This is a genomic window from Xenophilus sp. Marseille-Q4582 (assembly GCF_916700565.1).
Lineage (GTDB): Bacteria > Pseudomonadota > Gammaproteobacteria > Burkholderiales > Burkholderiaceae_C > Xenophilus.
Window position 1 is genome coordinate 519,653 of sequence record NZ_CAKAKO010000004.1, and the last position, 23,632, is coordinate 543,284.

The window sequence follows — 23,632 nt, forward strand, 5'->3', positions numbered from 1 at the left end:
CTCAGGCGCCGATGGCGAAAACGGTGGGCAGGCGGTGATGCGCGGGCGGCGGGCGCCGGCGCCAGGCCTGGATGCTGTCGCTGTGGACCGCCGCCTGCGCCAGGGTCAGGCCGGCGGCCTCGGCCAGCCGCGTGCCGGGCTGCAGCGTGGCCAGCAGCGCATCGTGCACGGCGGCGTTGCGGTAGGGCGTTTCGATGAAAAGCTGGGTCTGGCCCGTGCGCAGGGCCAGCGCTTCCAGCTCGCGGATGCGCTGCTGGCGCGCCGCGGCGTCCTGCGGCAGGTAGCCGACGAAAGCGAAGTTCTGGCCGTTGAGGCCGCTGGCCGCCAGCGCGAGCAGCAGCGACACCGGGCCCACCAGCGGCACCACCACCGCGCCCATCGCATGCGCGGCACGCACCACGGCGCTGCCGGGGTCGGCCACGGCGGGCATGCCGGCCTCGCTGAGCAGACCCATGTCGTGGCCCGCGGCCAGCGGCGCGAGCAGGGCGCGCGCATCGAAGGGCGCGGCGCCGGCGCTGCCGGCATGGTCGCCTTTCTTGTGCACGGCACGCGGCAGTTCCTGGATCGCCTGCGCCTGCAGCGGCGCGGCCAGCGGGGCCGCGGCGTCGATGCGCTTGAGCACGGCGCGTGCGCTCTTGGCGTTCTCGCAGATCCAGTGCGTGAGGCGCGCGGCCTGGGTCAGGGTGGCGCGCGGCAGCACGTCCTCGATGGGCGTCTGCTCGTCGCAGCCGAAGTCCAGCGGCGCGGGAACCAGGTACAGCGTGGCCATCGGTGCGGCGCGCGTCAAAGCAGCGCGATGCCGGCCGCGCGCAGCAGCCGGCAGGTGCGGATCAGCGGCAGGCCCACGAGGGCCGTCGGGTCGTCGCTCTCGATCGATTCGAGCAAAGCGATGCCCAGGCCTTCGCTCTTGGCGCTGCCGGCACAGTCGTACGGCTCTTCGGCGCGCAGGTACTGCTCGATGGCGGCATCGCCGAGGTCGCGGAACACCACGCGCACGGGCGCCAGGTCCTGCTGGGCGAAGCCGGTGGCCTCGCACACCACGGCCAGCGCCGTCTGGAACACGAGCGTGCGCCCGCGCATGCGCCGCAACTGGGCCACGGCGCGCGCATGGTCGCCGGGCTTGCCCAGCGCCTCGCCGTCCAGGTCGGCGACCTGGTCGGAGCCGATCACCACGGCTTCGGGAAAGCGCTGCGCCACGGCCCGCGCCTTGGCCAGCGCCAGCCGCGCGGCCAGAGCCGCGGGTGCTTCGCCGGGCAGGGGGGTTTCGTCGACTTCCGGGGCTTGGACCTCGAAGGGCAGGCGCAGGCGCTCCATCAGGCCGCGGCGGTAGCGCGAGGTGGAGCCGAGAATCACGGTGCGTTGCATGGCCGGCATTGTCCTTGAGCCGTGCGGCCCCTGTCCGGGCGCGCGTAGACTGCCGTCCATGAAGAAGGAATTCGATGCCGGCCGGCTGGACGTGACGGCCTTCGCCCAGGCGGGCGCCCTGCTGGAGGCGCAGGAGCCGCTGCGCGCCTTCGAGCGCCTGCAGGCGGAAGCGGTGAGCAGCGAACTGCCGGCCGAGGTGCGCTGGTGCGCCCGCGGCGAGTGGCGCGCGGGCAGCGGCGGGGCCGGTGCGCCCTGGCTGCATGTGCAGGCCGAAGCCACGGTGCCGCTCACCTGCCAGCGCTGCCTGCTGCCCCTGGCGGCCAAGCTGGAGGCGGACCGCTGGTTCCGCTTCGTCGCCGACGAGGAAACCGCGGCTTTCGAGGACGAGGAGGCCGAGGAAGACGTGCTGGTCGCCAGCAAGAGCTTCGACCTGCGTGAACTGGTGGAGGACGAGCTGCTGATGGAAATGCCCGTCGCCCCGCGCCACGAGGTCTGTCCCGAAGCGGTGCCCATGTCGGTGCAGGACGCGGATTTCGACGCCGCCGAAGCCGAGCGGCCCAAGCCCTTCGCGGCGCTGGCGCAGCTCAAGAAGAAGCCCGGCCCCGAGGGCTGAGAGCGTGTTCAAAGTCTCTTGAGCAAGAGCACCAAGAATGCCAAGTGGACGAACTGCAGGCTGGTGTTGAGCCATCGCTCGCAGTTCTTCCACAGCCTCCTGTTCTTGTCCAGCCAGGCAAAGCTGCGTTCCACGACCCAGCGCTTGGGCATCACCTTGAAAGTGTGAAGCTCGCTTCTCTTGGCGATCTGCACCGTCACATGCCCTCCCAGAATCTGCTGCACGCCTTGCGCGAACGGCCGACCGATGTAGCCTGCATCGCACAGCAGGCTTTGTAGCCGGCTCAACCGGGGCTTGCAGCGCTGTAGCGCCTGCAGTGCGCCTTTGCGGTCCGTCACCTCGGCCGTGGTCACCGCTATCGCATGCGGCAATCCCTGGGTGTCCACCGCGATGTGGCGCTTGATGCCCGAGACCTTCTTGCCTCCGTCACAGCCCCTCAAGCCCGCCGTGTCCGTGTTCTTCACGCTCTGCGCGTCCACGATCAAGAGCGTGCTGCAGGCGTTGCGCCCCAGTTTCTCGCGGGCCGCGCCAACCTGATTTTTTTAATGCCTGCTCCAGCAGGCTGCCACCCTCGCGTGGCTCGCTCCAGATGGCAAAGTACGAGTGCACGGTGCGCCACTTGGGAAAGTCGCTGGGCAGTGCCCGCCACTGACAGCCCGTGCGCAGCAGGTAAAGCACGGCGCAAAACACCTCGTACAGCTCCACTTTGCGTGGGGCAGTCTTTCTGCGCGCACTCTCCAGCAATGGCCGGATCACCTCGAACTGCTCGCGCTTGATGTCGCTGGGGTAGCCTTTTCTCACCCACCGAGCTTCTCACATCAAGAGGGTGAGACTTTGAACACGTTCTGAGGCCGGCGCCCCACAGGACGGCTGGCGCACCGGGCCCGCGTCAGCATATAATCATGGGCTTCGCGCGCGCCTGCCGGCTCGCAGGGCTTCCGTCCGGAACGGACAAGGTGGACCGATCCAGGGGATCGGTCGGCCTGGAAGGTCTTCACAGGGCAGGTTCGGTGCCAAAGGCGGGGCCAGCCCCGATCGCCGGTTTCCGGTCCGGCCATGCAGGGCATGGCGGGCCGGCCGGCTCGACGAGCGGTCGCGCGGCACCCACTCACTCTTCATACAGCATTAGCAGGAGCCGATCATGGCCGTTCAGCAAAACAAGAAGTCGCCTTCCAAGCGTGGCATGCACCGTTCGCACAATGCCCTGGGCACGCCCGGCATCGCCGTGGAACCCACCACGGGCGAAACGCATCTGCGTCACCACATCAGCCCCAACGGTTTCTACCGGGGCCGCAAGGTCCTGAAGACCAAGACCGAAGCCTGACACCCGACGCCTGATCTTGTCCGTTCAAGGCCAGGGCCCGAGCTACTTGCATCGTAGCGTCGGGCCTTTGTTTTGATGAGCATCGACACTTCGTTGACTTCGTCTTGCGCACCGTCGGGCATCACGCTGGCGGTGGACTGCATGGGCGGCGACCATGGCCCGGGCATCACCTTGCCGGCCTGCCGCGCCTTCCTGGAGCGCCATCCCGACGCTCGGCTGCTGCTCGTCGGCAAGCCCGAGGCGGTGGGCGCCTTCTCCCATCCGCGCGCGACCGTCGTGCCCGCCAGCGAGGTGGTGGGCATGGACGACCCGGTCGAGATCGCCCTGCGCAAGAAGAAGGACTCTTCCATGCGCGTGGCCATCCAGCAGGTCAAGGACGGCGCCGCGCAGGCCGCCGTTTCGGCCGGCAACACCGGCGCGCTGATGGCCATCGCGCGCTACCTGCTCAAGACGCTGGAAGGCATCGACCGCCCGGCCATCGCTCCGCAACTGCCCAACGGCAAGGGCGGCGCCACCACGGTGCTCGACCTGGGCGCCAACGTGGATTGCGATGCCGAGGACCTGCTGCAGTTCGCGGTGCTCGGCTCGGCGCTGGTGTCGGCGCTCACGGGCAACGAGTCCCCCACGGTGGGCCTGCTCAACGTGGGCGAAGAGGCCATCAAGGGCAGCGAGACCATCAAGAAGGCCAGCGGGCTGCTGCAGCAGGCCGGCCGCGCCGGAGCGCTCAACTTCCACGGCAACGTGGAGGGCAACGACATCTTCAAAGGCACCACCGACATCGTGGTGTGCGACGGCTTCGTCGGCAACATCGCGCTCAAGGCGACCGAGGGCGTGGCGTCCATGATCGTGGACTTCATGCGCCAGGAGTTCTCGCGCGGCCTGCTGAGCAAGCTGGCGGCCGTGGTGGCCTACCCGGTGCTCAAGGCGCTCAAGGGCCGCCTGGACCACCGCCGCTACAACGGCGCCGCGCTGCTGGGCCTGCGCGGCCTGGTGTTCAAGAGCCATGGCTCGGCCGACGAATGGGCTTTCGGCCATGCGCTGGATCGGGCTTATGATGCCGCCCGCAACAACCTGCTTGACCGCGTGCGTGCCCGCATCGCGCAGGCCGCGCCCCTGCTGGTGCGGTCGGCGCCGGCGCCGGCCCCGGAAGCTGCGGCAGCCACGCATCCCTGATGACTCTCTTCTCCCGCATCACCGGCACCGGCAGCTACCTGCCGCCGCGCCGCGTGACCAACGACGATCTGGCCCGTGAACTGGCCGAGCGCGGCATCGAGACCTCCGATGAGTGGATCGTCGAGCGGACCGGCATCCGCGCGCGCCATTTCGCCGCCCCCGACGTGACCAGCAGCGACCTGGCGCTGCCGGCCTGCCGCCAGGCGCTGGAAGCCGCGGGCCGCCAGGCCAGCGACGTGGACCTGATCATCGTTGCCACCTCGACGCCGGACATGGTCTTCCCATCCTCGGCGGCGATCCTGCAGAACAAGCTCGGCATCGCGGGCTGCCCGGCCTTCGACGTGCAGGCCGTGTGCAGCGGCTTCGTCTACGCACTCACGGTGGCCGATGCCATGGTCCGCACCGGCGGCGCGAAATGCGCGCTGGTGGTGGGCGCCGAGGTCTTCTCGCGCATCCTCGATTTCAACGACCGCACCACCTGCGTGCTGTTCGGCGACGGCGCCGGCGCCGTGGTGCTGGAAGCCAGCGACACGCCCGGCATCCTGGCCAGCGACCTGCATGCGGACGGCGCGCACGTGGGCATCCTGTGCACGCCCGGCCACGTGGCGGGCGGCGAAGTGCTGGGCACGCCGCTGCTGAAGATGGACGGCCAGGCCGTCTTCAAGCTGGCCGTGCGCGTGCTGGAAGACGCCGCGCGCGCCACGCTGGCCAAGGCCGGCAAGACCGAGGCCGACATCGACTGGCTCATTCCGCACCAGGCCAACATCCGCATCATGCAGGGCACGGCCAAGAAGCTGAAGCTGCCGATGGACAAGCTGATCGTGACCGTCCATGACCACGGCAACACCTCGGCGGCGTCCATCCCGCTGGCGTTGGACGCCGCGGTGCGCGGCGGCCGCGTGAAGCAGGGCGACACCGTGATGCTCGAAGGCGTGGGCGGCGGATTCACCTGGGGCGCGGTGCTGCTGACGCTCTAGCAGGCCGTTGAAAAAATGCTCATCGAACGCGCCAGGGTCGTGGATTTCGAAGAAACGGATCGCCCAAACTGGCCTGCGCAGCGATTGGAGCGGCCATTTCGGCCTGTTTGCAGGCCGTTTTGCCCGTTCCGGGCGCACGTATCCCATGGTTCACGCATGATGCGCGTCCCACCAGCCGCCCAGACTGCCCATGCGCACCAGGTTGTAGGTGGCAAAGCACAGCAGCGCCTGGCCCGCGAGCTTGGCCTGACCGATCAATTTGGTCTTGGCCAGACCACCCACTGTCTTGATCCAGCCAAAGGCCTCCTCGATGCGCTTGCGCACTTTGAGGCTGGTCTTGTAGCCCTCGTGGCGCCGGATGCGGCCATCGACCGCCGAGTGCTTGTCCTTGGCCGCCACGTGTGGCGTGACTTTGAGCTTTCGGCAGCCCTTGATGAAGGCCTGGCTGTCGTAACCTTTGTCGGCCCCGACCGTGGCCCGCTTGTTCTTGTTTCCCCGGCGTTTGAGCATCGCCAGCGCCGCCTCGCGCTCGGCGGTGCCACTGGCATGTGTGATCTCCACATCCACGATCAGCCCGTTGCGGTTCTCCATGAGGATGTGCCCCATGTGGCACAGGCGAGATTTGTCGCCCGCGCTCTTCTTGAACAGCCGGGCATCGGCATCGGTGGTGCTGGCGTGGGTGTCGTTGCAGCGCTCCTGCCCTTTGAAGTTCACCTCGGGGTTGCGTCCGGGTGGCGTGCCGCTGTCGTCGTCTTTGCGTTTGAAACTCTTGTGCGAGGCCCAGGCCTCAATCAGCGTGCCGTCCACGCTGAAGTGTTCGTCGCTGGCAAGCCGGCCCCACTGGGCGCTGAGCTTGACGCGCTCGAAGAAGGCGCGCGCCAGGTCTTCGTTGAAGAGGCGTTCGCGGTTGGCGCTGAAGGTGGAGTGGTCCCAGACCTTGTCTTCAATGTTCAGGCCCACGAACCAGCGGTACAGCAGGTTGTAGTTGACCGCCTCGACCAGCTGGCGTTCGCTGCGGATGGAGAACAGGATTTGCAGCAGCAAGGCCTTGAGCAGCATCTCCGGCGGCACCGAGGGGCGGCCACGGCGGGCGTACACCGCTTCGAACTCGCTGTTCATGCTCGACAGCAGCGCATCCACCACGGCGCGCAACTTGCGCAGCGGGTGTGCCGCTGGCACTCTTTCTTCAAGGCTGATGTAGCTAAACATCGCCCCCTGGAAGTCTTGGTTGCCTCTCATCTTTCTTGTCGCAGTTGTTCCGGGATGGCTTCAGATCGTAGCGGCCGACGCGGACGCTCGCAGGGGATTTTTCAACGGCCTGCTAGGGGCCGCGTGAGAGGGCTGGCCGGCACGCGCGCATGCGGCGGCGCGGCCCGCCCCGGTGCCCCGTCGCTTCTCTCGCTTGTTGGAGACACACACACACGATGACTTCCTTTGCATTTGTCTTTCCCGGCCAGGGCTCGCAGGCCGTGGGCATGCTCGACGCCTGGGGCGACCACGCCGCCGTGCGCGAGACGCTGGCCGAGGCCTCCGAAGCCCTGGGCGAAGACGTGGCGAAGCTGATCCACGAAGGCCCCAGGGAAGCCCTGGCGCTGACCACCAACACGCAGCCTGTGATGCTGGTGGCGGGCGTGGCGGCTTGGCGTGCCTGGCGTGCCGAAGGCGGGGCGCTGCCCGCCATCGTCGCCGGGCACTCGCTGGGCGAATATTCGGCCCTGGTCGCGGCCGGCGTGCTGACGCTGGCGCAGGCCGCGCCGCTGGTGCGCTTTCGCGCACAGGCCATGCAGGAAGCGGTGCCCGTGGGCACGGGCGCGATGGCCGCCGTGCTGGGCATGCCGGCCGACCAGGTGAAGGCCGGCTGTGCCGAGGTGACGGCCAGCTTCGGCGCGGGCAGTGCCGAGGTGGTCGAGGCTGTGAACTTCAACGATCCGATGCAGACCGTGATCGCCGGCAGCAAGGCCGCCGTCGAGAAGGCCTGCGAAGTGCTCAAGGCCCAGGGCGCCAAGCGCGCCTTGCCGCTGCCGGTGTCGGCGCCTTTCCATTCCAGCCTCATGAAGCCCGCGGCCGAAGCGCTGCGTGGCCGACTGGCCGCACTGGAGCTGGCCGCGCCGCAGATCCCCGTGCTCAACAACATCGACGTGGCGGTGGAAAGCGATGCCGCGCGCATCCGCGACGCGCTGGTGCGCCAGGCTGCCGGCCCGGTGCGATGGGTCGAAAGCGTGCAGGCGCTGCAGGCGCGCGGCGTGGGCGCGATCATCGAATGCGGGCCGGGCAAGGTGCTGGCCGGCATGGCCAAGCGCATTGCGCCCGAACTGGGCAACGGCGCCATTTTCGACCCCGCCTCGCTGCAGCAGACGCGCGAATTGCTGGCGGCCTGAGCCCAACCCCGAGGACGAATCCATGAGCGGCAACACGAACATCGCGGGCCAGGTGGCCCTGGTCACGGGCGCCACGCGCGGCATCGGCGCCGCCATCGCGCTGGAACTCGCGCAGCGCGGCTACAAGGTCATCGGCACCGGCACCTCGGCCGAGGGCGCGGCCAGGATCACGGCCGCCCTGGCTGGCCACGGCGGCGAAGGCCGCGTGCTGAACGTCACCGACGGCGCGGCCGTCGAGGCCCTGGTCGACGAAACGGCCAAGGCCCACGGCGGGCTGCACGTGCTGGTCAACAACGCCGGCATCACGCGCGACATGCTCGCCATGCGCCTGAAGGACGAGGACTGGGACGCCGTCATCGACACCAACCTCAAGGCCGTGTTCCGCCTTTCGCGCGCCGTGATCCGGCCCATGATGAAGCAGCGCTTCGGCCGCATCCTCAGCATCACCAGCGTGGTCGGCGCCTCGGGCAACCCCGGGCAGGCCAACTATGCGGCGGCCAAGGCCGGCGTGGCCGGCATGACGCGCGCCCTGGCGCGCGAGCTGGGCAGCCGCGGCATCACCGTCAATTGCATCGCGCCGGGCTTCATCGCCACCGACATGACGGCCGGCCTGCCCGAGGCGCAGCACCAGGCGCTGCTGGCGTCCATTCCGCTGGGCCAGCTGGGCAAACCCGAAGACATCGCGCACGCCGTGGCCTACCTGGCCTCGCCGGGCGCCGGCTACGTGACGGGGCAGGAACTGCACGTCAACGGCGGCATGTATATGTAATTGACCGGGCGCGCCAGGGTTCTCCTTGGCGCCGCCCGGACAAAAGCGGCCGGGCCTGCCCGGCTAAAATCCACAGATTCTTTACCACCCTCAGAGGGAACCAAATGAGCGATATCGAAGCACGTGTCAAGAAAATCATCGCCGAGCAACTCGGCGTGGAAGAGTCGCAAGTGACCAACGAAAAGGCCTTCGTGGCCGACCTGGGCGCTGACTCGCTGGACACGGTCGAACTCGTGATGGCCCTGGAAGACGAATTCGGCATCGAGATTCCCGACGAAGATGCGGAGAAGATCACCACGGTGCAGAACGCGATCGACTACGCCACCAAGAACCAGAAGGCCTGATCGCAGGAGGGCGGCTGGCCTGCCCCCTGACGACTGCCTGCATGCCCGGGCCGTCCGCGGTCGCCCACGTGCCGCTTCGGTGCCCGCATGATCCTCGGCAGATTCATCACACGACCTTCTCTTCCTCCTTGAAAGGTTTGCCGGCATGAGCTTACGCCGCGTTGTCGTGACCGGCCTCGGTTGCATCTCCCCTGTCGGAAACACCGTGGCCGACAGCTGGACGAACTTGCTTGCGGGCAAGTCGGGCATCGAGACCGTCACGCGCTTTGATGCCAGCAATCTGTCCTGCCGCTTCGCCGGCCAGGTCCGGGATTTCGACATCACGCAGTACATCACCGAGAAGGAGGCGCGTCACATGGACCGCTTCATCCATCTCGGGCTGGCTGCAGGCATCCAGGCGGTGCAGGACGCCGGTCTGCCCACGGGCGACGCACTGACGCCCGAGCAGGCCTTCCGCATCGGCTGCAACATCGGCTCCGGCATCGGCGGCCTGCCGCTGATCGAGGAAACTCATGGCGAGATGACGGCCCGCGGCCCGCGGCGCATCTCTCCGTTCTTCGTGCCTGCCTCGATCATCAACATGATCTCGGGCCACCTGTCCATCAAGTACGGCTTCACGGGGCCGAACATCGCCATCGTCACGGCCTGCACCACGGGCCTGCACGCGATCGGCATGTCGGCGCGCATGATCCAGTCCGGCGATGCCGACGTGATGGTGGCGGGCGGTGCGGAATCCACCGTGTCGCCGCTGGGCATGGGCGGCTTTGCCGCGGCGCGCGCCCTGAGCACGCGCAACGACGACCCGGCCACCGCTTCCCGCCCCTGGGACAAGGACCGCGACGGCTTCGTCCTCGGCGAGGGCGCGGGCGTGCTGGTGCTCGAGGAATATGAGCATGCCAAGGCGCGCGGCGCCAGGATCTACGCCGAGCTGGCGGGCTTCGGCATGAGCGCCGACGCTTTCCACATGACCGCGCCCAACGTGGACGGCCCGCGCCGCTCCATGGAGGCCGCGCTGCGCAACGCCGGGGTGAATGCCGACCAGGTGCAGTACCTCAACGCGCACGGCACCTCGACGCCGCTGGGCGACCTGAACGAGACCAACGCCATCAAGAACGCCTTCGGCGACCATGCCAAGAAGCTGGTCGTGAACTCCACCAAGTCGATGACTGGCCACCTGCTGGGCGGTGCGGGCGGCATCGAATCGGTGTTCACCGTGCTCGCGCTGCACCACCAGAAGAGCCCGCCGACCATCAACATCTTCAACCAGGATCCGGAATGCGACCTGGACTACTGCGCCAACGAGGCGCGGGACCTGAAGATCGACGTGGCCGTGAAGAACAACTTCGGCTTTGGCGGGACGAACGGCACGCTGGTGTTCCGCCGCGCTTGAGCGCCGGTGCCGGTGTCTTTCTCCTGACCGCGTTCCGCATGCGCAGCGCCCCATCGGTGAGCTTCCCGGTGGGGCGTTCCCGTTTCGAGGGCGGGCTGCTGCTGGCTCTGGGCCTGGCGGGGGGCGCGGCGCTCGCGCTCTGGATGGCGCAGGCGGTGGCGCCGGCCGGGTGGAAGGCCGGCGCGCTTGCGGGGTGGCTGGCCGGCTGTGCCTGGGCCTGGCGCCAGTGGCGCGCGACCCCCGTGGGGCGCCTGGACTGGCGCGAGGAGGGCTGGTTCTGGGCCCGCGCAGGTGAAGGCGCCGCCTCCGAACCGTCGCCCCTGCCGGCGCCGCCGCGCGTGGTGCTGGACCTGCAGCACGTGCTGCTGCTGCAGGCGCCGGGCTTTGCGCCGCGCTGGTTCTGGCTGGCGCGCCGCGACGATCCCGCATGCTGGAATGCATTGCGCCGTGCCGCCCATGCGCGTGCGTTCGGGCGCGAGGCCACGCCCGCGCCAGCATCCGCGGCGGGGGGCCAGCCGTGAGCGATTCCCGCACCCCGGACACCGGGGAGGCCGGCGCCGCCGGGCGACCGGTCGATCCGGATTTCCTGCTCGTGCAGCGCACCGTCGCAGGCGACGGCAAGGCTTTCGAGCTGCTGGTGCTCAAGTACCAGCGCCGCATCGAGCGGCTGATCGGCCGCATGGTGCGCGACGTGGATCTGGTCGAGGACATTGCCCAGGAAACCTTCATCCGCGCCTACCGGGCCCTGCACCAGTTCCGGGGCGAGGCGCAGTTCTACACCTGGCTGTACCGGATCGCCGTCAACACGGCCAAGAAGGCGCTGGTCGACATGAAGCGCGACCCGACGGTGCCGGAGGCCGCTTTGCGGGCCAATGACGACGAGGATGAAACTTACCGGCCCGGAAATGAACCAATCAGCGACGAGACCCCTGATTCCGTGCTGGCCGCCAATGAAATCGCCGCTGCGGTGAACGCTGCGATGGAGGCCCTGCCGGCCGAGTTGCGGCAGGCCGTGACGCTGCGCGAGATCGAGGGCCTGAGCTACGAAGAGATTGCCGAGGTCATGAACTGCCCCATCGGGACCGTGCGTTCACGGATCTTCCGGGCGCGCGAAGCCATTTCGGCGCGAGTCAAGCCGCTGCTGGACAACCAGTCCGGCAAACGCTGGTGAGGTGAACGAGATGAACGACAGGACACATGCATCGCTGGAACAGCTGTCTGCGCTGGCGGACGGCCAATTGCACGGGGAAGAACTGGTCCGGGTGCTGGATGCCGTGGGCGCCGACGCCCGGCTGCGCACCCAGTGGCACACCTACCACCTGGTGGGCGAGGTGCTGCGCACGGGGCGCCACGCCCCCTGCAGTGACGCATCGGCCTTCCTGGCCAGGCTGAACCAGCGCCTGGCGGTCGAGGCCATCGACCCGCCGCGCCCGCAGCTGGAGCGGGCGGGCGTGGCTGTGCATGTGCGCGGCGAGGCCGCCAACGAGCCTGTGTTCCGCTGGAAGATGGTGGCCGGCCTGGCCTCGGTGGCGGCGGCTGCGGCCATCGGCTGGGCATGGGTGGGCAGCGGCGTCGACGCGCCGCCGGCGGGCGGCCAGCTGGCGCTGCAGCAGGTGGCGCCGGGTGCCGCCGCAGCGGCCGGCGCCCCGGGCCCGGCCGCTTCGGTGCTGGCCGCGGTACCGCTGGCGCAGACGCGCGTGTCCGTGGGCGGTGGCGCGCCGCAGGTCATGCTGCGCGATCCGCGCCTGGACGAACTGCTCGAGGCCCACCAGCAGGCCGCGGGCGCGTCGCAGATGCCCTCGGGCTTCCTGCGCAATGCCACTTTCGAAGGGGCGGCACGCTGAGGTGCGCCGCGATGACGACGTCTTGATGAGCGCAGCGCGAACGGTCTCGATGCGGCGGCCCCTGGTCTGCATGGCGCTGGCCGCCGTGCTGGGCGCGGCCGCGACGGTGGCGCTGGCTCAGCCGCGCACGGCCTCGGCGCCGGCCCCGTCCGCGAACGCCGCCGGGGCCGCGCCGCCGCCCGACACGCGCCAGTTCGGCGTCATCGACTGGCTGCGGCGCATGCACGAGGCGGCGCGCCAGAGCAACTACATGGGCACCTTCGTGGTGTCGGCCGCCACCGGCAACCTGTCGAGCGCGCGCATCTGGCACGCCTGCGAAGCCGACCTGCAAGTCGAGCGGGTGGAGGCCCTGTCGGGCCCGCCGCGCATCACCTTCCGACGCCAGGACCGGGTGCAGACCTTCTTCCCGGACAAGCGCCTCATCAAGAGCGAGCGGCGCGACACCCTGGACGTGTTCCCCAACCTGCGCGGGGCCTCCGAATCACAGATCGAGGCACTGTACAGCGCCCAGCGGCTCGGCCAGGGCCGCGTTGCGGGCATCGAGGCCGACGTGGTGCAGATCGCCCCGCGCGACGCGCTGCGCTACGGCTACCGCGTCTGGAGCGAGCGCCGCTCGGGTCTGATCGTGAAGCTGCAGACGCTCGATGCCGCCGGGTCGGTGGTGGAGCAGTCGGCGTTCTCCGAGCTGCAGCTGGATGCGCCGCTGAGCGCGGCCGACATGAGCCGCATGATGGACGACACGGCGGGCTACACCGTGCACCAGACCGCGCTCAAGCGCACCACGGCCGAGAAGGAAGGCTGGGCGCTCAGCGAGGTCGTGGCCGGCTTCCGCCCGGTCAGCTGCTATCGGCGGGCCATGGCCGGCGCCCAGGACCGCGATCCGCAGCAGCGCATGCTGCAATGGACGTTCTCGGACGGCCTGGCCACGGTGTCGCTGTTCATCGAACCGGGGCCCGATCCGCTGGCGCGCGAGGACAGCCTCATGGTGCTGGGCGCCACGCACACGCTGGTGCGGCGCGTCACCGATGCGGCGGGCGAGGGCTGGTGGGTCACCGCCGTCGGCGAAGTGCCCGCGCAGACGCTCGACCAATTCGTCAGCCGCCTGGTGCGCACCGCGCGCTGAGCGCGTGCTCGGCCGCTTGTCCTGCGGCGGCTGTGAGCAGCTGCCCGCAGACCGGCGCTGCGCCAGCGCCTTAGGATGCGCAAGGCTGAACCAATGGCGCTGCGCGCATTCATAGCAGTTGTTGCTCATTTTTCCCGGAACCGATGTCCATGACCTTCGCGAATCCTCCCCAGAAGCTGCATTCCCTGGTGCTGGCCGGTGTGCTGGCGCTGTCCGGCGGGGCCGCCTGGCTGTTGCCCGCCGCGCCAGCGCAGGCGCAGGCCTCGGCGCCCGCGCGCGCCTTGCCCGACTTCACCGACCTGGTGGACCAGGTCGGGCCCTCGGTGGTCAACATCCGCACGGTGGAGCGGGTGGCGCAGCGCGGCCCGGGCGGCGCGCCGATGGACGAAGAGATGCAGGAGCTGTTCCGCCGCTTCTTCGGCCCCAACTTCCCGGGCGTGCCGCGCCAGGGCCGGCCGTCGAACCCGCAGGAAGAGCCGCAGCAGCGCCCGCGCGGCGTGGGCTCCGGCTTCATCCTCTCGACCGACGGCTATGTGATGACGAACGCGCATGTGATCGAGGACGCGTCGGAAGTCATCGTCACGCTGGCCGACAAGCGCGAATTCAAGGCACGCATCGTGGGCAGCGACCAGCGCACGGACGTGGCGGTGGTGAAGATCGAGGCCACGGGCTTGCCGGCCGTCAAGGTGGGCGACATCTCCAAGCTGCGCGTGGGCGAGTGGGTGATGGCCATCGGCTCGCCCTTCGGCCTGGAGAACACGGTCACGGCCGGCATCGTGAGCGCCAAGCAGCGCGACACCGGCAGCTACCTGCCCTTCATCCAGACCGACGTGGCCATCAACCCCGGCAACTCGGGCGGTCCGCTGATCAACATGCGCGGGGAAGTGGTGGGCATCAACAGCCAGATCTATTCCCGCTCCGGCGGCTTCATGGGCATCTCCTTTTCGATCCCCATCGACGAGGCGATCCAGGTGAGCGAACAGCTGCGCGCGACGGGCCGGGTCTCGCGTGGGCGCATCGGCGTGCAGATCGCCGAGGTGTCGCGCGAGGTGGCCGAGTCCCTCGGCCTGGGCCGTGCGCAGGGCGCGCTGGTGCGGGGCGTGGAGGACGGCTCGCCGGGCCAGAAAGCCGGCATCGAGGCCGGCGACATCATCGTCAAGTTCAACGGCACCGCGATCGAGCGGCCCAGCGACCTGCCGCGCCTGGTGGGGGCGACCAAGCCCGGCACCAAGGCGACCGTGACCGTCTTCCGCCGCGGCAGCACGCGCGATTTGTCGGTGACGGTGGCCGAGGTCGAGCCTGATCAGGTCGCCCGCGCCCCGCGTGCCCGCGAGGAGGCCGAACCGGCGTCCACCGCATCCGCGGCCGCCAAGGCGCTGGGCCTGGTGGTCAACGACCTCACGGCCGACCAGAAAAAGGAACTCAAGCTCAAGGGCGGGGTGCGCGTGCAGGGCGCGGTCGACGCCGCCCAGCGCGCCGGGCTGCGCGAGGGGGATGTGATCCTGGCCGTGGGCAACACCGAAGTCGCCAGCGTCAAGGAGTTCGATGCCGCCGTGGCCAAGGCCGAGAAGGGCAAGCCGTTGAGCGTGCTGTATCGCCGTGGCGAGTGGGCGCAGTACGCGCTCATCCGGCGCTGAGGCGGCGCCGGCCGCTCCGGCGTGCGCCGGGCGCACGCGGCCCGGCCGGCGAAGCATTTCCAAGTGGCCCCACCCGGCAGTCGGGTTTGGGGTCTTTTTGTGGCCGGGCGTCGCTTTTTTGAAGGGCGATCCCCATGTTTGCGATCACTAACCGTGAGCGCTGTAACAACCATTTTCGGTAGAATGCGCTGCGCTGAACAAGGGTGCTTTGCATAAGCGGCGGCTGCACCACCACCATGCGGGATGGTCAGTTTCCATGCACCGCCCCTCCACAGATCGCCCACAAGTTGTTCATGCATTAGCCCACAGCACATGTGGACAAATTGTTGATAAATTTCTTGTTGCGACCCCGCAACGAGCCTTTGAAGCCCCGGTGTCCCTGTACGCGCCCCCTGTTTTGCCTACAATGAAGGCCCAACTACTGCAGTTGCCATTGCTTGTTGGTTCAGGGCGCGTCACTTGCGGACGCGCCCTTTTTTCTTGTGCCTTCCCCTGCGTGCGCAAGCTATTTCAAGCACTTAAGCGGTTCCGTTGATGAATCACATCAGAAACTTTTCGATCATTGCGCACATCGACCACGGCAAGTCGACGCTGGCGGACCGGTTGATCCAGCGCTGTGGCGGCCTCAGCGAGCGCGAGATGGAGGCGCAGGTGCTCGACTCGATGGACATCGAGAAGGAGCGTGGGATAACCATCAAGGCCCAGACCGCCGCGCTGCAGTACAAGGCCCGCGATGGCCAGGTCTACAACCTCAATCTGATCGACACGCCGGGCCACGTGGACTTCTCTTACGAGGTCTCGCGTTCGCTGTCGGCGTGCGAAGGCGCGCTGCTCGTGGTCGATGCTTCGCAGGGTGTGGAAGCGCAGACGGTGGCCAACTGCTACACGGCGCTGGATCTCGGCGTTGAGGTCATGCCGGTGCTCAACAAGATCGACCTGCCGCAGGCCGACCCCGACAATGCGAAGGCCGAGATCGAGGACGTGATCGGCATCGACGCGAGTGACGCGATCCCGTGCTCGGCCAAGACCGGCGTGGGCATCGACGAGATCCTCGAAGCCATCGTGGCGAAGGTGCCCGCGCCGCGTGGCAACCCCGACGCGGCGCTGCGCGCGATGATCATCGACAGCTGGTTCGATCCCTACGTGGGGGTGGTGATGCTGGTGCGCGTGGTCGACGGCCGCCTGGCCAAGGGCGAGCGCATCAAGATGATGGCCACCGGGGCCACCTACAACGCCGACAACCTGGGCGTGTTCACACCGGCCAACCAGCCGCGCGATTCGCTGGAGGCGGGCGAGGTGGGCTACATCATCGCGGGCATCAAGGAACTGAAGGCGGCCAAGGTCGGCGACACCATCACGCTGATCAAGGGCGGCTCGGGCGGCGCCGCCTTCACGGCCACCGAGCCGCTGCCGGGCTTCAAGGAAATCCAGCCGCAGGTGTTCGCGGGCCTGTACCCGACCGAGGCCAGCGAGTACGACCAGCTGCGCGATGCGCTGGAGAAGCTCAAGCTCAACGACGCCTCGCTGCATTACGAGCCCGAGGTGTCCCAGGCGCTGGGCTTCGGCTTCCGCTGCGGCTTCCTGGGCCTTTTGCACATGGAGATCGTGCAGGAGCGCCTGGAGCGCGAGTTCGACCAGGACCTGATCACCACCGCGCCCAGCGTGGTCTACCAGGTGGTCAAGAGCGACGGCGAAGTGATCATGGTCGAGAACCCGTCCAAGATGCCCGACGTGGGACGCATGGCCGAGATCCGCGAGCCCATCGTCACGGTGCACCTGTACATGCCGCAGGAGTACGTGGGTCCGGTGATGACGCTGGCCAACCAGAAGCGCGGCGTGCAGATCAACATGAGCTACCACGGCCGGCAGGTCATGCTGACCTACGAGATGCCGCTCGGCGAGATCGTGCTGGACTTCTTCGACAAGCTGAAGTCGGTGAGCCGTGGCTATGCCTCCATGGACTACGAGTTCAAGGAGTACCGCGCCTCCGACGTGGTCAAGGTGGACATCCTGCTCAACGGCGACAAGGTGGATGCACTGTCCATCATCGTGCACCGCAGCCAGTCGCAGTACCGCGGCCGCGCCGTGGTCGCCAAGATGCGCGAGATCATCAGCCGCCAGATGTTCGACGTGGCGATCCAGGCGGCCATCGGCGCCAACATCATCGCGCGCGAGACCGTGAAGGCGCTGCGCAAGAACGTGCTGGCAAAATGTTACGGCGGTGACATCACGCGCAAGCGCAAGCTGCTGGAAAAGCAGAAGGCCGGCAAGAAGCGCATGAAGCAGATCGGCGCCGTCGAGGTCCCGCAGGAGGCCTTCCTCGCCATCCTCCAGGTCGAGGAATGAGCCCGGCGGCCGCGCGCCGCCCTCCACAAGAACAACATTCCCTTTCCATGGCCCTGCTCACGTCCATCATCCTCGCGGCTTTCGCCGGCTACATCGGCGCCTGGTACTTCGGTGCCGTCGAGGGCAACTTCGCGCTGCTGCTGTTCCTGGCCAGCGTGGTCACGGGCCTGTACTGGCTGGCCGAGCGCTTCTACTTCCTGCCGGCGCGCCGCCGTGCCGCGCAATCGCTGGACACGGCGCAGGCGCAGCGCCGCGAGGAGCTGACCCGGCAGGGCATCACCCAGTTCGACCGCGAGGACGACAAGGCGCGCGAGCGCGTCCTGGCCCAGCCCTGGTGGCTGGACTGGACGGCCGGCCTGTTCCCGGTGATCCTGGCCGTCTTCCTGCTGCGCTCCTTCATCGCCGAGCCCTTCCGCATCCCGTCGGGCTCGATGATCCCGACGCTGGTGACGGGCGACCTGATCCTGGTGAACAAGTTCACCTACGGCCTGCGCCTGCCCGTGCTCAACACCAAGATCACCGAAGGCAAGCCGCTGGCGCGCGGCGACGTGATCGTGTTCCGCTACCCGCCGCAGCCCAGCCTGGATTACATCAAGCGCGTGGTCGGCCTGCCGGGCGACGAGGTGTCCTACCTGAACAAGGAGCTGCGCATCAACGGCCAGCCCGTGCCCAAGACCCGCGTGAAGGACTACTTCGGCGACAACGCGGCCGACGCCCGGGTGCACATGCGCTACTGGCCGCAATACGATGAGAAGCTGGGCGATCGCACGCACCGGCTGCTGAACTATCCCGATGTCCGTGCAGGAGTTTCCGAACTCGACACCATGGCATTCGCGGGCAAGGACCAATGCCGCTACAGTGTCGAAGGGGTCACGTGCAAGGTGCCGGAGGGGCACTATTTCGTGATGGGCGACAACCGTGACGATTCACTGGACTCCCGCTACTGGGGCTTCGTGCCCGACGCCAACATCGTCGGCAAGGCCTTCTTTATCTGGATGAACTTCGGCAACTTCGGGCGCATCGGCTCTTTCGACTGAGGCCCGCGGGCAGCCATCGCAGGAGAGGAGAAGAGGAAATGTTCATGAAAGCGACGACGAAGGCCCGCCAGCGCGGCATTTCGTTCATCGGCCTGCTGTTCGTGGCCGTCGTGCTGGCTTGCGTGGGGGTGGTGGTGGCCCAGGTCATCCCGACCCTGATCGAGTACCAGGCCATCCTGAAGGCCGCCAACAAGGCCAAGGAAGGCACCACGGTGCCCGAGGTGCGCGCCATCTTCGACCGCCAGCAGGCGATCGACGACTTCAAGTCCGTGTCGGGCGCCGACCTGGACGTTCGCAAGAACGGCGAAAAAGTGGTGGTGGCCTTCGCCTACGACCGCGAGATCCATCTTTTCGGCCCCGCCTATCTGACGCTCAAGTACAAGGGCGAATCCAACTGAAACCCACTCCCGCATCCGCCGGCGCCGCGGGCGCCGGCCTGCCCGGATTGCAGGCGCGCCTGCAGCACGCCTTCCGCGATGTCGCGCTGCTGCAGCGCGCCCTGACCCACCGCAGCTTTTCCGCCGAGCACAACGAGCGCCTGGAGTTCCTCGGCGACTCGGTGCTCGGCGTCGCCGTGTCCCACCTGCTGTACCGCCGCCTTGCGCAACTGCCCGAAGGCGACCTCTCGCGCGTGCGCGCCAACCTCGTGCGGCAGGACACGCTGCACCAGATCGCGCTGCGCCTGGGCCTGCCTCCTTTGCTGCGGCTGGGGGAGGGCGAATCGAAGTCCGGCGGCGCCGCGCGCCCGTCCATCCTTGCCGATGCGCTGGAAGCGGTGATTGGCGCGGTGTACCTGGACGCCGGCTTCGCCGTGGCGCAGGCCCTGGTGGAACGGCTGTACGAGGGGGTGGAGATCAACCCCCGCCTGGCAGCCAGTTCCAAGGACGCCAAGACCGAACTGCAGGAATGGCTGCAGGGACACAAAATGAAGCTGCCCGCCTACCGCGTGGCCGCCATACTGGGCGCGGCCCACAAGCAGACCTTCGAAGTGGAGTGCGAGGTGGCCGAACGCGGCTGGACCGAGCGCGGCATCGGTGCCTCGCGCCGTGCAGGCGAGCAGGCCGCCGCCGCGGCCATGCTGCAGCGCCTCAAAGCATCAGGACGCGCCAAGCCGTGACGCGACAAGCCATGACCACCACCGCTTCCGAACCCACCCCCCTCGACCCCGTGCCGGGGGCCGCAACGCCCGCGCCGCGCCGCTGCGGGCTGGTCGCCATCGTGGGCAAGCCCAACGTGGGCAAATCCACGCTGCTCAATGCGCTGGTGGGCCAGAAGATCAGCATCACTTCGCGCAAGGCGCAGACCACGCGGCATCGGATCACCGGCATCCGCACCCGGCCCACGCCCGAAGGCGGTGGCACGCAGTTCGTGTTCGTCGACACGCCGGGCTTCCAGACTCGGCATGCCAACGCGCTGAACCGTTCGCTCAACAAGACCGTGCTGGGCGCCGTGGCCGACGTGGACCTCATCCTCTTCGTCGTCGAGGCGGGCCGTTTCACCACGGCGGACGCGAAAGTGCTGGGCCTCCTGGCGAAGGACATTCCGGTGCTGCTGATCGCCAACAAGCTCGACACCGTGCACCGCCGCGCCGACATCGCACCGTGGCTGGCGCAGATGCAGGCCGAACACGGCGGCGCGCAGCAGGCGCGCTTTGCCGAATTCGTGCCCATGTCGGCCAAGAACGCCAAGGACATCGAGCGCCTGTTCGCCGTCTGCGAGAAATACCTGCCCGAACAGGCCTGGTGGTACGACGAGGACGAGCTCACCGATCGCAGCGAGAAGTTCCTGGCCAGCGAGACCGTGCGCGAAAAGCTGTTCCGCCTGACCGGCGACGAGCTGCCCTACACCTCGACGGTGATGATCGACAAGTTCGAGGAAGAGCCGCCCCAGCGCAAGGGCCAGAAGCGCCTGGTGCGCATCGCCGCCACCATCGTGGTCGAGCGCGACGGGCACAAGGCCATGGTGATCGGCGACAAGGGCGAGCGCATCAAGCGCATCGGCACCGAGACGCGGCAGGAGCTGGAGAAGCTCATGGACTGCAAGGTGTTCATCGAGCTGTGGGTCAAGGTGCGCTCGGGCTGGGCCGACGACGAAGCGCGGGTCAAGTCCTTCGGCTATGAATGACGCGGCGGCCCGTGGCCTGCGCCATGGGCCGGCCGCCATCGGCGTGACCCCGCGATGAAGCGCAGCATCCTGCATGAACCTGCCTTCGTGCTGCACCGCTACGACTGGAGCGAGTCCAGCCTGATCCTGGAAGTGTTCACGCGCCACCACGGGCGCATTGCGCTGGTCGCCAAGGGCGCCAAGCGCCCCAGCTCCAACTTCCGCCCGGTGCTGCTGCCACTGCAGCCGCTGCAGGTGGGCTTCGGCGGCGACGCCGAGATCCGCACGCTGAAGGCCGCGGAATGGGTGGGCGGGCACGTGATGCCCACGGGCGAGGCCCTGCTGTCGGGCTACTACCTCAACGAACTGCTGATCCGCCTGCTGGCGCGCGACGATCCGCATCCGTCCCTGTTCGATGCCTATGGCGGCGTGGTCGAAGTTCTCGCCACCGCGCGCGCCGAGTCCGCCCAGGCCGCGGTGCAGGCGGCCGCGCTGCGGGCCTTCGAGCTGCTGCTGCTGCGCGAAGTGGGGCTGCTGCCCGTGCTGGACGCCCAGACCCTGACGCTGGCGCCGCTGCAGCCCGGCGCCCGCTATGCGCTCGTGGCCGAGGCCGGGCTGCGCGAGTCGGTCGACCGCGAGCCCGCGCTGGCTGGCGCGCTGTGGGCGGCACTGCAGGCCGCCCTGGGCGACAGCGCGCCCTTCACCGCCACGCTGCGCGCCATCGCCGAACTGCCGCCGGGCGCCAGCGCGGCGCTGCGCTCGCAGCTGCGCAGCCTGCTCAACTACCATTGCGGCGTGGCGAGCTTGCGCACGCGGCAACTGATGCGCGAACTGCAGGACCTATGAACGATTTCTCCTCCTACGGCGTGCGCACGGCACTGTCCGTCAACCTCAACAAAGTCGCGCTGGTGCGCAACACGCGGCACCTGGGCATTCCCAGCGTGGCCTATGCGGCCGCGCTGTGCCTGGATGCCGGGGCGCACGGCATCACTGTGCACCCGCGGCCTGACGGGCGCCACATCCGGGCGCAGGACGTGGCCGACCTGTCGGCGCTGCTGCGCCGCGACTGGCCGCAGGCCGAGTTCAACATCGAAGGCAACCCTTTCCACAACCTGATGGACTTCGTGCGCGAATTCCGTCCGCACCAGGCGACCTTCGTGCCCGATGCCGAGGACCAGTTCACCAGCGACCATGGCTGGCGCTTCCCCGAGGATCTGGCGCGCCTGAAGCCGCTGGTGGCCGAGGCCCGCGCGCTGGGCGTGCGCGTGAGCCTGTTCATGGACCCGGACCCCGAGCAGATGGCCGAGGCCCGCGCGACGGGCGCCGACCGCGTGGAGCTGTACACCGAAGGCTATGCCGCGGCGCGCGGCACCTCGCGCGCCGACACCGTGCTGGCGCGCTATGCCGAGGCGGCACGCGCCGCGCAGGCGGTGGGCCTGCAGGTCAACGCCGGCCACGACCTGAGCCGGGAGAACCTGACGGACTTCCTGCGCGCCGTGCCCAGGGTCATGGAAGTGTCCATCGGCCATGCCTTCATCGCCGACGCGCTGGAGCTGGGCTATGCCGCCACCACGCGCGACTACCTGCGCTGCATCGCCGAGGCCGCGGACGCGCCCGCATCGGCGGCAAAGGGCGGCGCGTGATCCACGGCATCGGCACCGACATCTGCGACGTGCGGCGCATCGCGGCCACCTTCGAGCGCCAGGGCGAGCGCTTTGCGGAACGCGTGCTCGGGCCGACCGAACTGGAGGTGTGGCGCAAGCGGGGTGCCCGTTGGCCCAAGCGGGGCATCAGCTACCTGGCCACGCGTTTCTCGGCCAAGGAAGCCTTCAGCAAGGCCATCGGCCTGGGCATGCACAGCCCCATGAGCTGGCGCGCCTGCGAGATTCTCAACGCCGCCAGCGGTGCGCCCTACATCCAGCTGCACGACCCGCTCAAGCGCTGGTTCGAGGCGCAGGGCCTGCGCGCGCACGTGACGGTCACCGACGAATCGGAGTACGCGGCGAGCTTCGTCGTGGTGGAGAAGGCATGAGCAGCGGTTCTCTGCGCGCGCTGGGCAGTCCGCTGGTCATCGACGTGGCCGGCAAGGCCTTGACCGATGCCGATCGCCAGCGCCTGGCGCATCCGCTGGTCGGCGGCGTGATCCATTTCGCGCGCAACTGGGAAAGCCGTGCGCAGATGGCCGCGCTCAATGCCGAGATCAAGGCGATCCGTCCCGATCTTCTGATCTGCGTCGACCACGAGGGCGGCCGTGTGCAGCGCTTCCGCACCGACGGCTTCACGCGCCTGCCGTCCATGCGGGCGCTGGGCACGCTGTGGACGCAGGACGCGATGCGCGGCGTGCAGGCCGCGGCAGCGGCCGGCCACGTGCTGGCCAGCGAGCTGCGCGCGGTGGGCGTGGACTTCAGCTTCGCGCCGGTGCTCGACTTGGACCATGGCGCCAGCAGCGTGATCGGTGACCGCAGTTTCCACCGCGATCCACGCGTGGTGGCGCTGCTGGCACAGAGCCTGGCGCACGGCATGGCTGCGGCTGGCATGGCGCACTGCGCCAAGCATTTTCCGGGGCACGGGTTCGTCAAGGCCGACTCGCATGTCGCCATCCCGGTGGACCGGCGCAGCCTCAAGGCCATCCTGGCCGACGACGCCAAGCCCTTCGAGTGGCTGGCCGGCACGCTCACGGCCGTGATGCCGGCGCACGTGATCTATAGCCGCGTGGACGCACGGCCCGCGGGCTTCTCGCGCAAGTGGCTGCAGGACGTGCTGCGCGCGCGGCTGGGCTTTGCCGGCGCCATCTTCACCGACGACCTGAGCATGGAAGCCGGGCGCTACATCGCCGGCCGCCAGCTCGGCTATGCCGAGGCCGCGCTGGAAGCCCTGTCCGCCGGCTGCGACCTGGCGCTGCTGTGCAACAAGAGCCTGGAAGCCGGCGTGCTCGACGCGTTCCTGGCGGCCATGGAGCGCGCGGCGGCGAGCGGCGCGCTGACGCCGGATGCCGCCCGCGAGGTCCGCCGCGTCGCGCTGCTGCCCACAGCTCCCGCGCTGGATTGGGAGCACCTGCAGGCCAGCGCGCGCTACCAGCACGCACGCAAGGTTCTGGCGCCCCTGCAGCAGGTCTGAGCCCGAGACGTCTGCATGCCTGCGCGCCTGCTCGTGGCCAGGGTCGGCCAGGCTGGCGGGCGTTCCGTGAAAAAGAATAGGGGCCCGCAGGC

The 23,632-nt window shown here is 68.7% G+C and carries 26 protein-coding genes; 22 read left to right on the top strand and 4 right to left on the bottom strand.

Going from position 1 to position 23,632, the window contains the following annotated elements:
* Window position 1: 1 nt before the first annotated feature.
* Window positions 2-769 carry an SAM-dependent methyltransferase gene (locus LG388_RS17795; RefSeq protein WP_225784051.1) on the bottom strand — a complete coding sequence of 256 codons (768 nt, stop codon included), beginning with the start codon at window positions 767-769 and terminating at the stop codon, window positions 2-4.
* A gap of 14 nt (window positions 770-783) precedes the next feature.
* On the bottom strand, window positions 784-1,365 hold the full coding sequence (locus tag LG388_RS17800; RefSeq protein WP_304956853.1) for a Maf family nucleotide pyrophosphatase: 582 nt from the start codon (window positions 1,363-1,365) through the stop codon (window positions 784-786).
* Between the two features lie 58 nt (window positions 1,366-1,423).
* Here LG388_RS17800 and LG388_RS17805 point away from each other — a divergent pair, with 58 nt between their 5' ends.
* Window positions 1,424-1,978 carry a DUF177 domain-containing protein gene (locus LG388_RS17805; protein WP_225784053.1) on the top strand — a complete coding sequence of 185 codons (555 nt, stop codon included), beginning with the start codon at window positions 1,424-1,426 and terminating at the stop codon, window positions 1,976-1,978.
* A gap of 8 nt (window positions 1,979-1,986) precedes the next feature.
* Here the strand turns inward: LG388_RS17805 and LG388_RS17810 are convergent.
* A protein-coding gene (locus tag LG388_RS17810; protein ID WP_225784054.1) for an IS5-like element ISStma16 family transposase occupies window positions 1,987-2,779 on the bottom strand; the annotation gives its coding sequence in 2 pieces (ribosomal slippage) (window positions 1,987-2,521 and window positions 2,520-2,779; 795 coding nt in all).
* A gap of 340 nt (window positions 2,780-3,119) precedes the next feature.
* On the opposite strand from LG388_RS17810, the gene rpmF reads away from it, so the two are divergent.
* The 3 genes from rpmF to LG388_RS17825 all read left to right on the top strand — a co-directional run bounded on the left by rpmF (window position 3,120) and on the right by LG388_RS17825 (window position 5,452).
* Complete coding sequence (rpmF, locus tag LG388_RS17815; protein ID WP_225784055.1) at window positions 3,120-3,302, top strand: 50S ribosomal protein L32; 183 nt, start codon at window positions 3,120-3,122, stop codon at window positions 3,300-3,302.
* Between the two features lie 93 nt (window positions 3,303-3,395).
* Window positions 3,396-4,475, top strand: a complete 1,080-nt coding sequence (plsX, locus tag LG388_RS17820) for a phosphate acyltransferase PlsX (RefSeq protein ID WP_370630192.1) — start codon at window positions 3,396-3,398, stop codon at window positions 4,473-4,475.
* On the top strand, window positions 4,475-5,452 hold the full coding sequence (locus LG388_RS17825) for a beta-ketoacyl-ACP synthase III (protein ID WP_225784056.1): 978 nt from the start codon (window positions 4,475-4,477) through the stop codon (window positions 5,450-5,452). The genes plsX and LG388_RS17825 overlap by 1 nt, the downstream gene beginning before the upstream one ends.
* Before the next feature lie 150 nt (window positions 5,453-5,602).
* Here the strand turns inward: LG388_RS17825 and LG388_RS17830 are convergent, their stop codons facing one another.
* Window positions 5,603-6,691 (bottom strand): IS5-like element ISCte5 family transposase, encoded by a 1,089-nt coding sequence (locus tag LG388_RS17830; RefSeq protein ID WP_225781276.1) that lies wholly within the window; start codon window positions 6,689-6,691, stop codon window positions 5,603-5,605.
* Window positions 6,692-6,876: 185 nt separating this feature from the next.
* On the opposite strand from LG388_RS17830, the gene fabD reads away from it, so the two are divergent.
* From fabD to nagZ, 18 genes are all read left to right on the top strand, one after another.
* Window positions 6,877-7,830 carry an ACP S-malonyltransferase gene (gene fabD, locus LG388_RS17835; RefSeq protein ID WP_225784057.1) on the top strand — a complete coding sequence of 318 codons (954 nt, stop codon included), beginning with the start codon at window positions 6,877-6,879 and terminating at the stop codon, window positions 7,828-7,830.
* Between the two features lie 22 nt (window positions 7,831-7,852).
* Window positions 7,853-8,599 carry a 3-oxoacyl-ACP reductase FabG gene (gene fabG / locus LG388_RS17840; protein WP_225784058.1) on the top strand — a complete coding sequence of 249 codons (747 nt, stop codon included), beginning with the start codon at window positions 7,853-7,855 and terminating at the stop codon, window positions 8,597-8,599.
* A 104-nt stretch (window positions 8,600-8,703) separates the two neighbouring features.
* On the top strand, window positions 8,704-8,943 hold the full coding sequence (gene acpP / locus LG388_RS17845) for an acyl carrier protein (RefSeq protein WP_066117603.1): 240 nt from the start codon (window positions 8,704-8,706) through the stop codon (window positions 8,941-8,943).
* Window positions 8,944-9,088: 145 nt separating this feature from the next.
* Window positions 9,089-10,333, top strand: coding sequence for a beta-ketoacyl-ACP synthase II (gene fabF / locus LG388_RS17850; protein WP_225784059.1), 1,245 nt, complete (start codon window positions 9,089-9,091; stop codon window positions 10,331-10,333).
* Between the two features lie 38 nt (window positions 10,334-10,371).
* Window positions 10,372-10,854 carry a hypothetical protein gene (locus tag LG388_RS17855; protein ID WP_225784060.1) on the top strand — a complete coding sequence of 161 codons (483 nt, stop codon included), beginning with the start codon at window positions 10,372-10,374 and terminating at the stop codon, window positions 10,852-10,854.
* Window positions 10,851-11,504 (top strand): RNA polymerase sigma factor RpoE, encoded by a 654-nt coding sequence (gene rpoE / locus LG388_RS17860; RefSeq protein ID WP_370630193.1) that lies wholly within the window; start codon window positions 10,851-10,853, stop codon window positions 11,502-11,504. The genes LG388_RS17855 and rpoE overlap by 4 nt, the downstream gene beginning before the upstream one ends.
* A gap of 10 nt (window positions 11,505-11,514) precedes the next feature.
* Entirely contained in the window at window positions 11,515-12,177 is a 663-nt protein-coding gene (locus tag LG388_RS17865) for a sigma-E factor negative regulatory protein (protein ID WP_225784061.1), read from the top strand.
* Window positions 12,178-12,202: 25 nt separating this feature from the next.
* Window positions 12,203-13,300, top strand: coding sequence for a MucB/RseB C-terminal domain-containing protein (locus tag LG388_RS17870; RefSeq protein WP_225784062.1), 1,098 nt, complete (start codon window positions 12,203-12,205; stop codon window positions 13,298-13,300).
* A 149-nt stretch (window positions 13,301-13,449) separates the two neighbouring features.
* Window positions 13,450-14,937 carry a DegQ family serine endoprotease gene (locus LG388_RS17875; protein WP_304956858.1) on the top strand — a complete coding sequence of 496 codons (1,488 nt, stop codon included), beginning with the start codon at window positions 13,450-13,452 and terminating at the stop codon, window positions 14,935-14,937.
* A gap of 534 nt (window positions 14,938-15,471) precedes the next feature.
* Entirely contained in the window at window positions 15,472-17,283 is a 1,812-nt protein-coding gene (lepA, locus tag LG388_RS17880) for a translation elongation factor 4 (RefSeq protein ID WP_225784063.1), read from the top strand.
* Between the two features lie 47 nt (window positions 17,284-17,330).
* Window positions 17,331-18,320: a signal peptidase I gene (gene lepB / locus LG388_RS17885; protein ID WP_225784064.1), complete on the top strand. Its 990-nt coding sequence runs from the start codon at window positions 17,331-17,333 to the stop codon at window positions 18,318-18,320.
* A gap of 44 nt (window positions 18,321-18,364) precedes the next feature.
* Window positions 18,365-18,718: a DUF4845 domain-containing protein gene (locus LG388_RS17890; protein WP_225784065.1), complete on the top strand. Its 354-nt coding sequence runs from the start codon at window positions 18,365-18,367 to the stop codon at window positions 18,716-18,718.
* Between the two features lie 38 nt (window positions 18,719-18,756).
* On the top strand, window positions 18,757-19,437 hold the full coding sequence (rnc, locus tag LG388_RS17895; protein ID WP_370630211.1) for a ribonuclease III: 681 nt from the start codon (window positions 18,757-18,759) through the stop codon (window positions 19,435-19,437).
* Between the two features lie 11 nt (window positions 19,438-19,448).
* Entirely contained in the window at window positions 19,449-20,444 is a 996-nt protein-coding gene (era, locus tag LG388_RS17900) for a GTPase Era (protein WP_370630212.1), read from the top strand.
* Between the two features lie 54 nt (window positions 20,445-20,498).
* Window positions 20,499-21,269 carry a DNA repair protein RecO gene (gene recO / locus LG388_RS17905; RefSeq protein WP_225784068.1) on the top strand — a complete coding sequence of 257 codons (771 nt, stop codon included), beginning with the start codon at window positions 20,499-20,501 and terminating at the stop codon, window positions 21,267-21,269.
* Window positions 21,266-22,066, top strand: coding sequence for a pyridoxine 5'-phosphate synthase (locus LG388_RS17910; protein WP_225784069.1), 801 nt, complete (start codon window positions 21,266-21,268; stop codon window positions 22,064-22,066). Before recO ends, LG388_RS17910 begins: the two co-directional genes overlap by 4 nt.
* Window positions 22,063-22,455: a holo-ACP synthase gene (gene acpS, locus LG388_RS17915; RefSeq protein WP_225784070.1), complete on the top strand. Its 393-nt coding sequence runs from the start codon at window positions 22,063-22,065 to the stop codon at window positions 22,453-22,455. Before LG388_RS17910 ends, acpS begins: the two co-directional genes overlap by 4 nt.
* The gene (gene nagZ, locus LG388_RS17920) at window positions 22,452-23,540 is read left to right on the top strand and encodes a beta-N-acetylhexosaminidase (RefSeq protein ID WP_225784071.1); all 1,089 of its coding nucleotides are present in this window, start codon (window positions 22,452-22,454) and stop codon (window positions 23,538-23,540) included. Before acpS ends, nagZ begins: the two co-directional genes overlap by 4 nt.
* Window positions 23,541-23,632 lie beyond the last annotated feature (92 nt).

Excerpts from the sequence above, each read along its gene's own strand:
- LG388_RS17795 (WP_225784051.1), bottom strand. The coding sequence starts at position 769 with ATGGCCACGCTGTACCTGGTTCCCGCGCCGCTGGACTTCGGCTGCGAC.
- LG388_RS17800 (WP_304956853.1), bottom strand. The coding sequence starts at position 1,365 with ATGCAACGCACCGTGATTCTCGGCTCCACCTCGCGCTACCGCCGCGGC.
- LG388_RS17805 (WP_225784053.1), top strand. The coding sequence starts at position 1,424 with ATGAAGAAGGAATTCGATGCCGGCCGGCTGGACGTGACGGCCTTCGCC.
- rpmF (WP_225784055.1), top strand. The coding sequence starts at position 3,120 with ATGGCCGTTCAGCAAAACAAGAAGTCGCCTTCCAAGCGTGGCATGCAC.
- LG388_RS17825 (WP_225784056.1), top strand. The coding sequence starts at position 4,475 with ATGACTCTCTTCTCCCGCATCACCGGCACCGGCAGCTACCTGCCGCCG.
- LG388_RS17830 (WP_225781276.1), bottom strand. The coding sequence starts at position 6,691 with ATGAGAGGCAACCAAGACTTCCAGGGGGCGATGTTTAGCTACATCAGC.
- fabD (WP_225784057.1), top strand. The coding sequence starts at position 6,877 with ATGACTTCCTTTGCATTTGTCTTTCCCGGCCAGGGCTCGCAGGCCGTG.
- fabG (WP_225784058.1), top strand. The coding sequence starts at position 7,853 with ATGAGCGGCAACACGAACATCGCGGGCCAGGTGGCCCTGGTCACGGGC.
- acpP (WP_066117603.1), top strand. The coding sequence starts at position 8,704 with ATGAGCGATATCGAAGCACGTGTCAAGAAAATCATCGCCGAGCAACTC.
- fabF (WP_225784059.1), top strand. The coding sequence starts at position 9,089 with ATGAGCTTACGCCGCGTTGTCGTGACCGGCCTCGGTTGCATCTCCCCT.
- LG388_RS17855 (WP_225784060.1), top strand. The coding sequence starts at position 10,372 with ATGCGCAGCGCCCCATCGGTGAGCTTCCCGGTGGGGCGTTCCCGTTTC.
- LG388_RS17865 (WP_225784061.1), top strand. The coding sequence starts at position 11,515 with ATGAACGACAGGACACATGCATCGCTGGAACAGCTGTCTGCGCTGGCG.
- LG388_RS17870 (WP_225784062.1), top strand. The coding sequence starts at position 12,203 with ATGAGCGCAGCGCGAACGGTCTCGATGCGGCGGCCCCTGGTCTGCATG.
- LG388_RS17875 (WP_304956858.1), top strand. The coding sequence starts at position 13,450 with ATGACCTTCGCGAATCCTCCCCAGAAGCTGCATTCCCTGGTGCTGGCC.
- lepA (WP_225784063.1), top strand. The coding sequence starts at position 15,472 with ATGAATCACATCAGAAACTTTTCGATCATTGCGCACATCGACCACGGC.
- lepB (WP_225784064.1), top strand. The coding sequence starts at position 17,331 with ATGGCCCTGCTCACGTCCATCATCCTCGCGGCTTTCGCCGGCTACATC.
- LG388_RS17890 (WP_225784065.1), top strand. The coding sequence starts at position 18,365 with ATGAAAGCGACGACGAAGGCCCGCCAGCGCGGCATTTCGTTCATCGGC.
- era (WP_370630212.1), top strand. The coding sequence starts at position 19,449 with ATGACCACCACCGCTTCCGAACCCACCCCCCTCGACCCCGTGCCGGGG.
- recO (WP_225784068.1), top strand. The coding sequence starts at position 20,499 with ATGAAGCGCAGCATCCTGCATGAACCTGCCTTCGTGCTGCACCGCTAC.
- LG388_RS17910 (WP_225784069.1), top strand. The coding sequence starts at position 21,266 with ATGAACGATTTCTCCTCCTACGGCGTGCGCACGGCACTGTCCGTCAAC.
- nagZ (WP_225784071.1), top strand. The coding sequence starts at position 22,452 with ATGAGCAGCGGTTCTCTGCGCGCGCTGGGCAGTCCGCTGGTCATCGAC.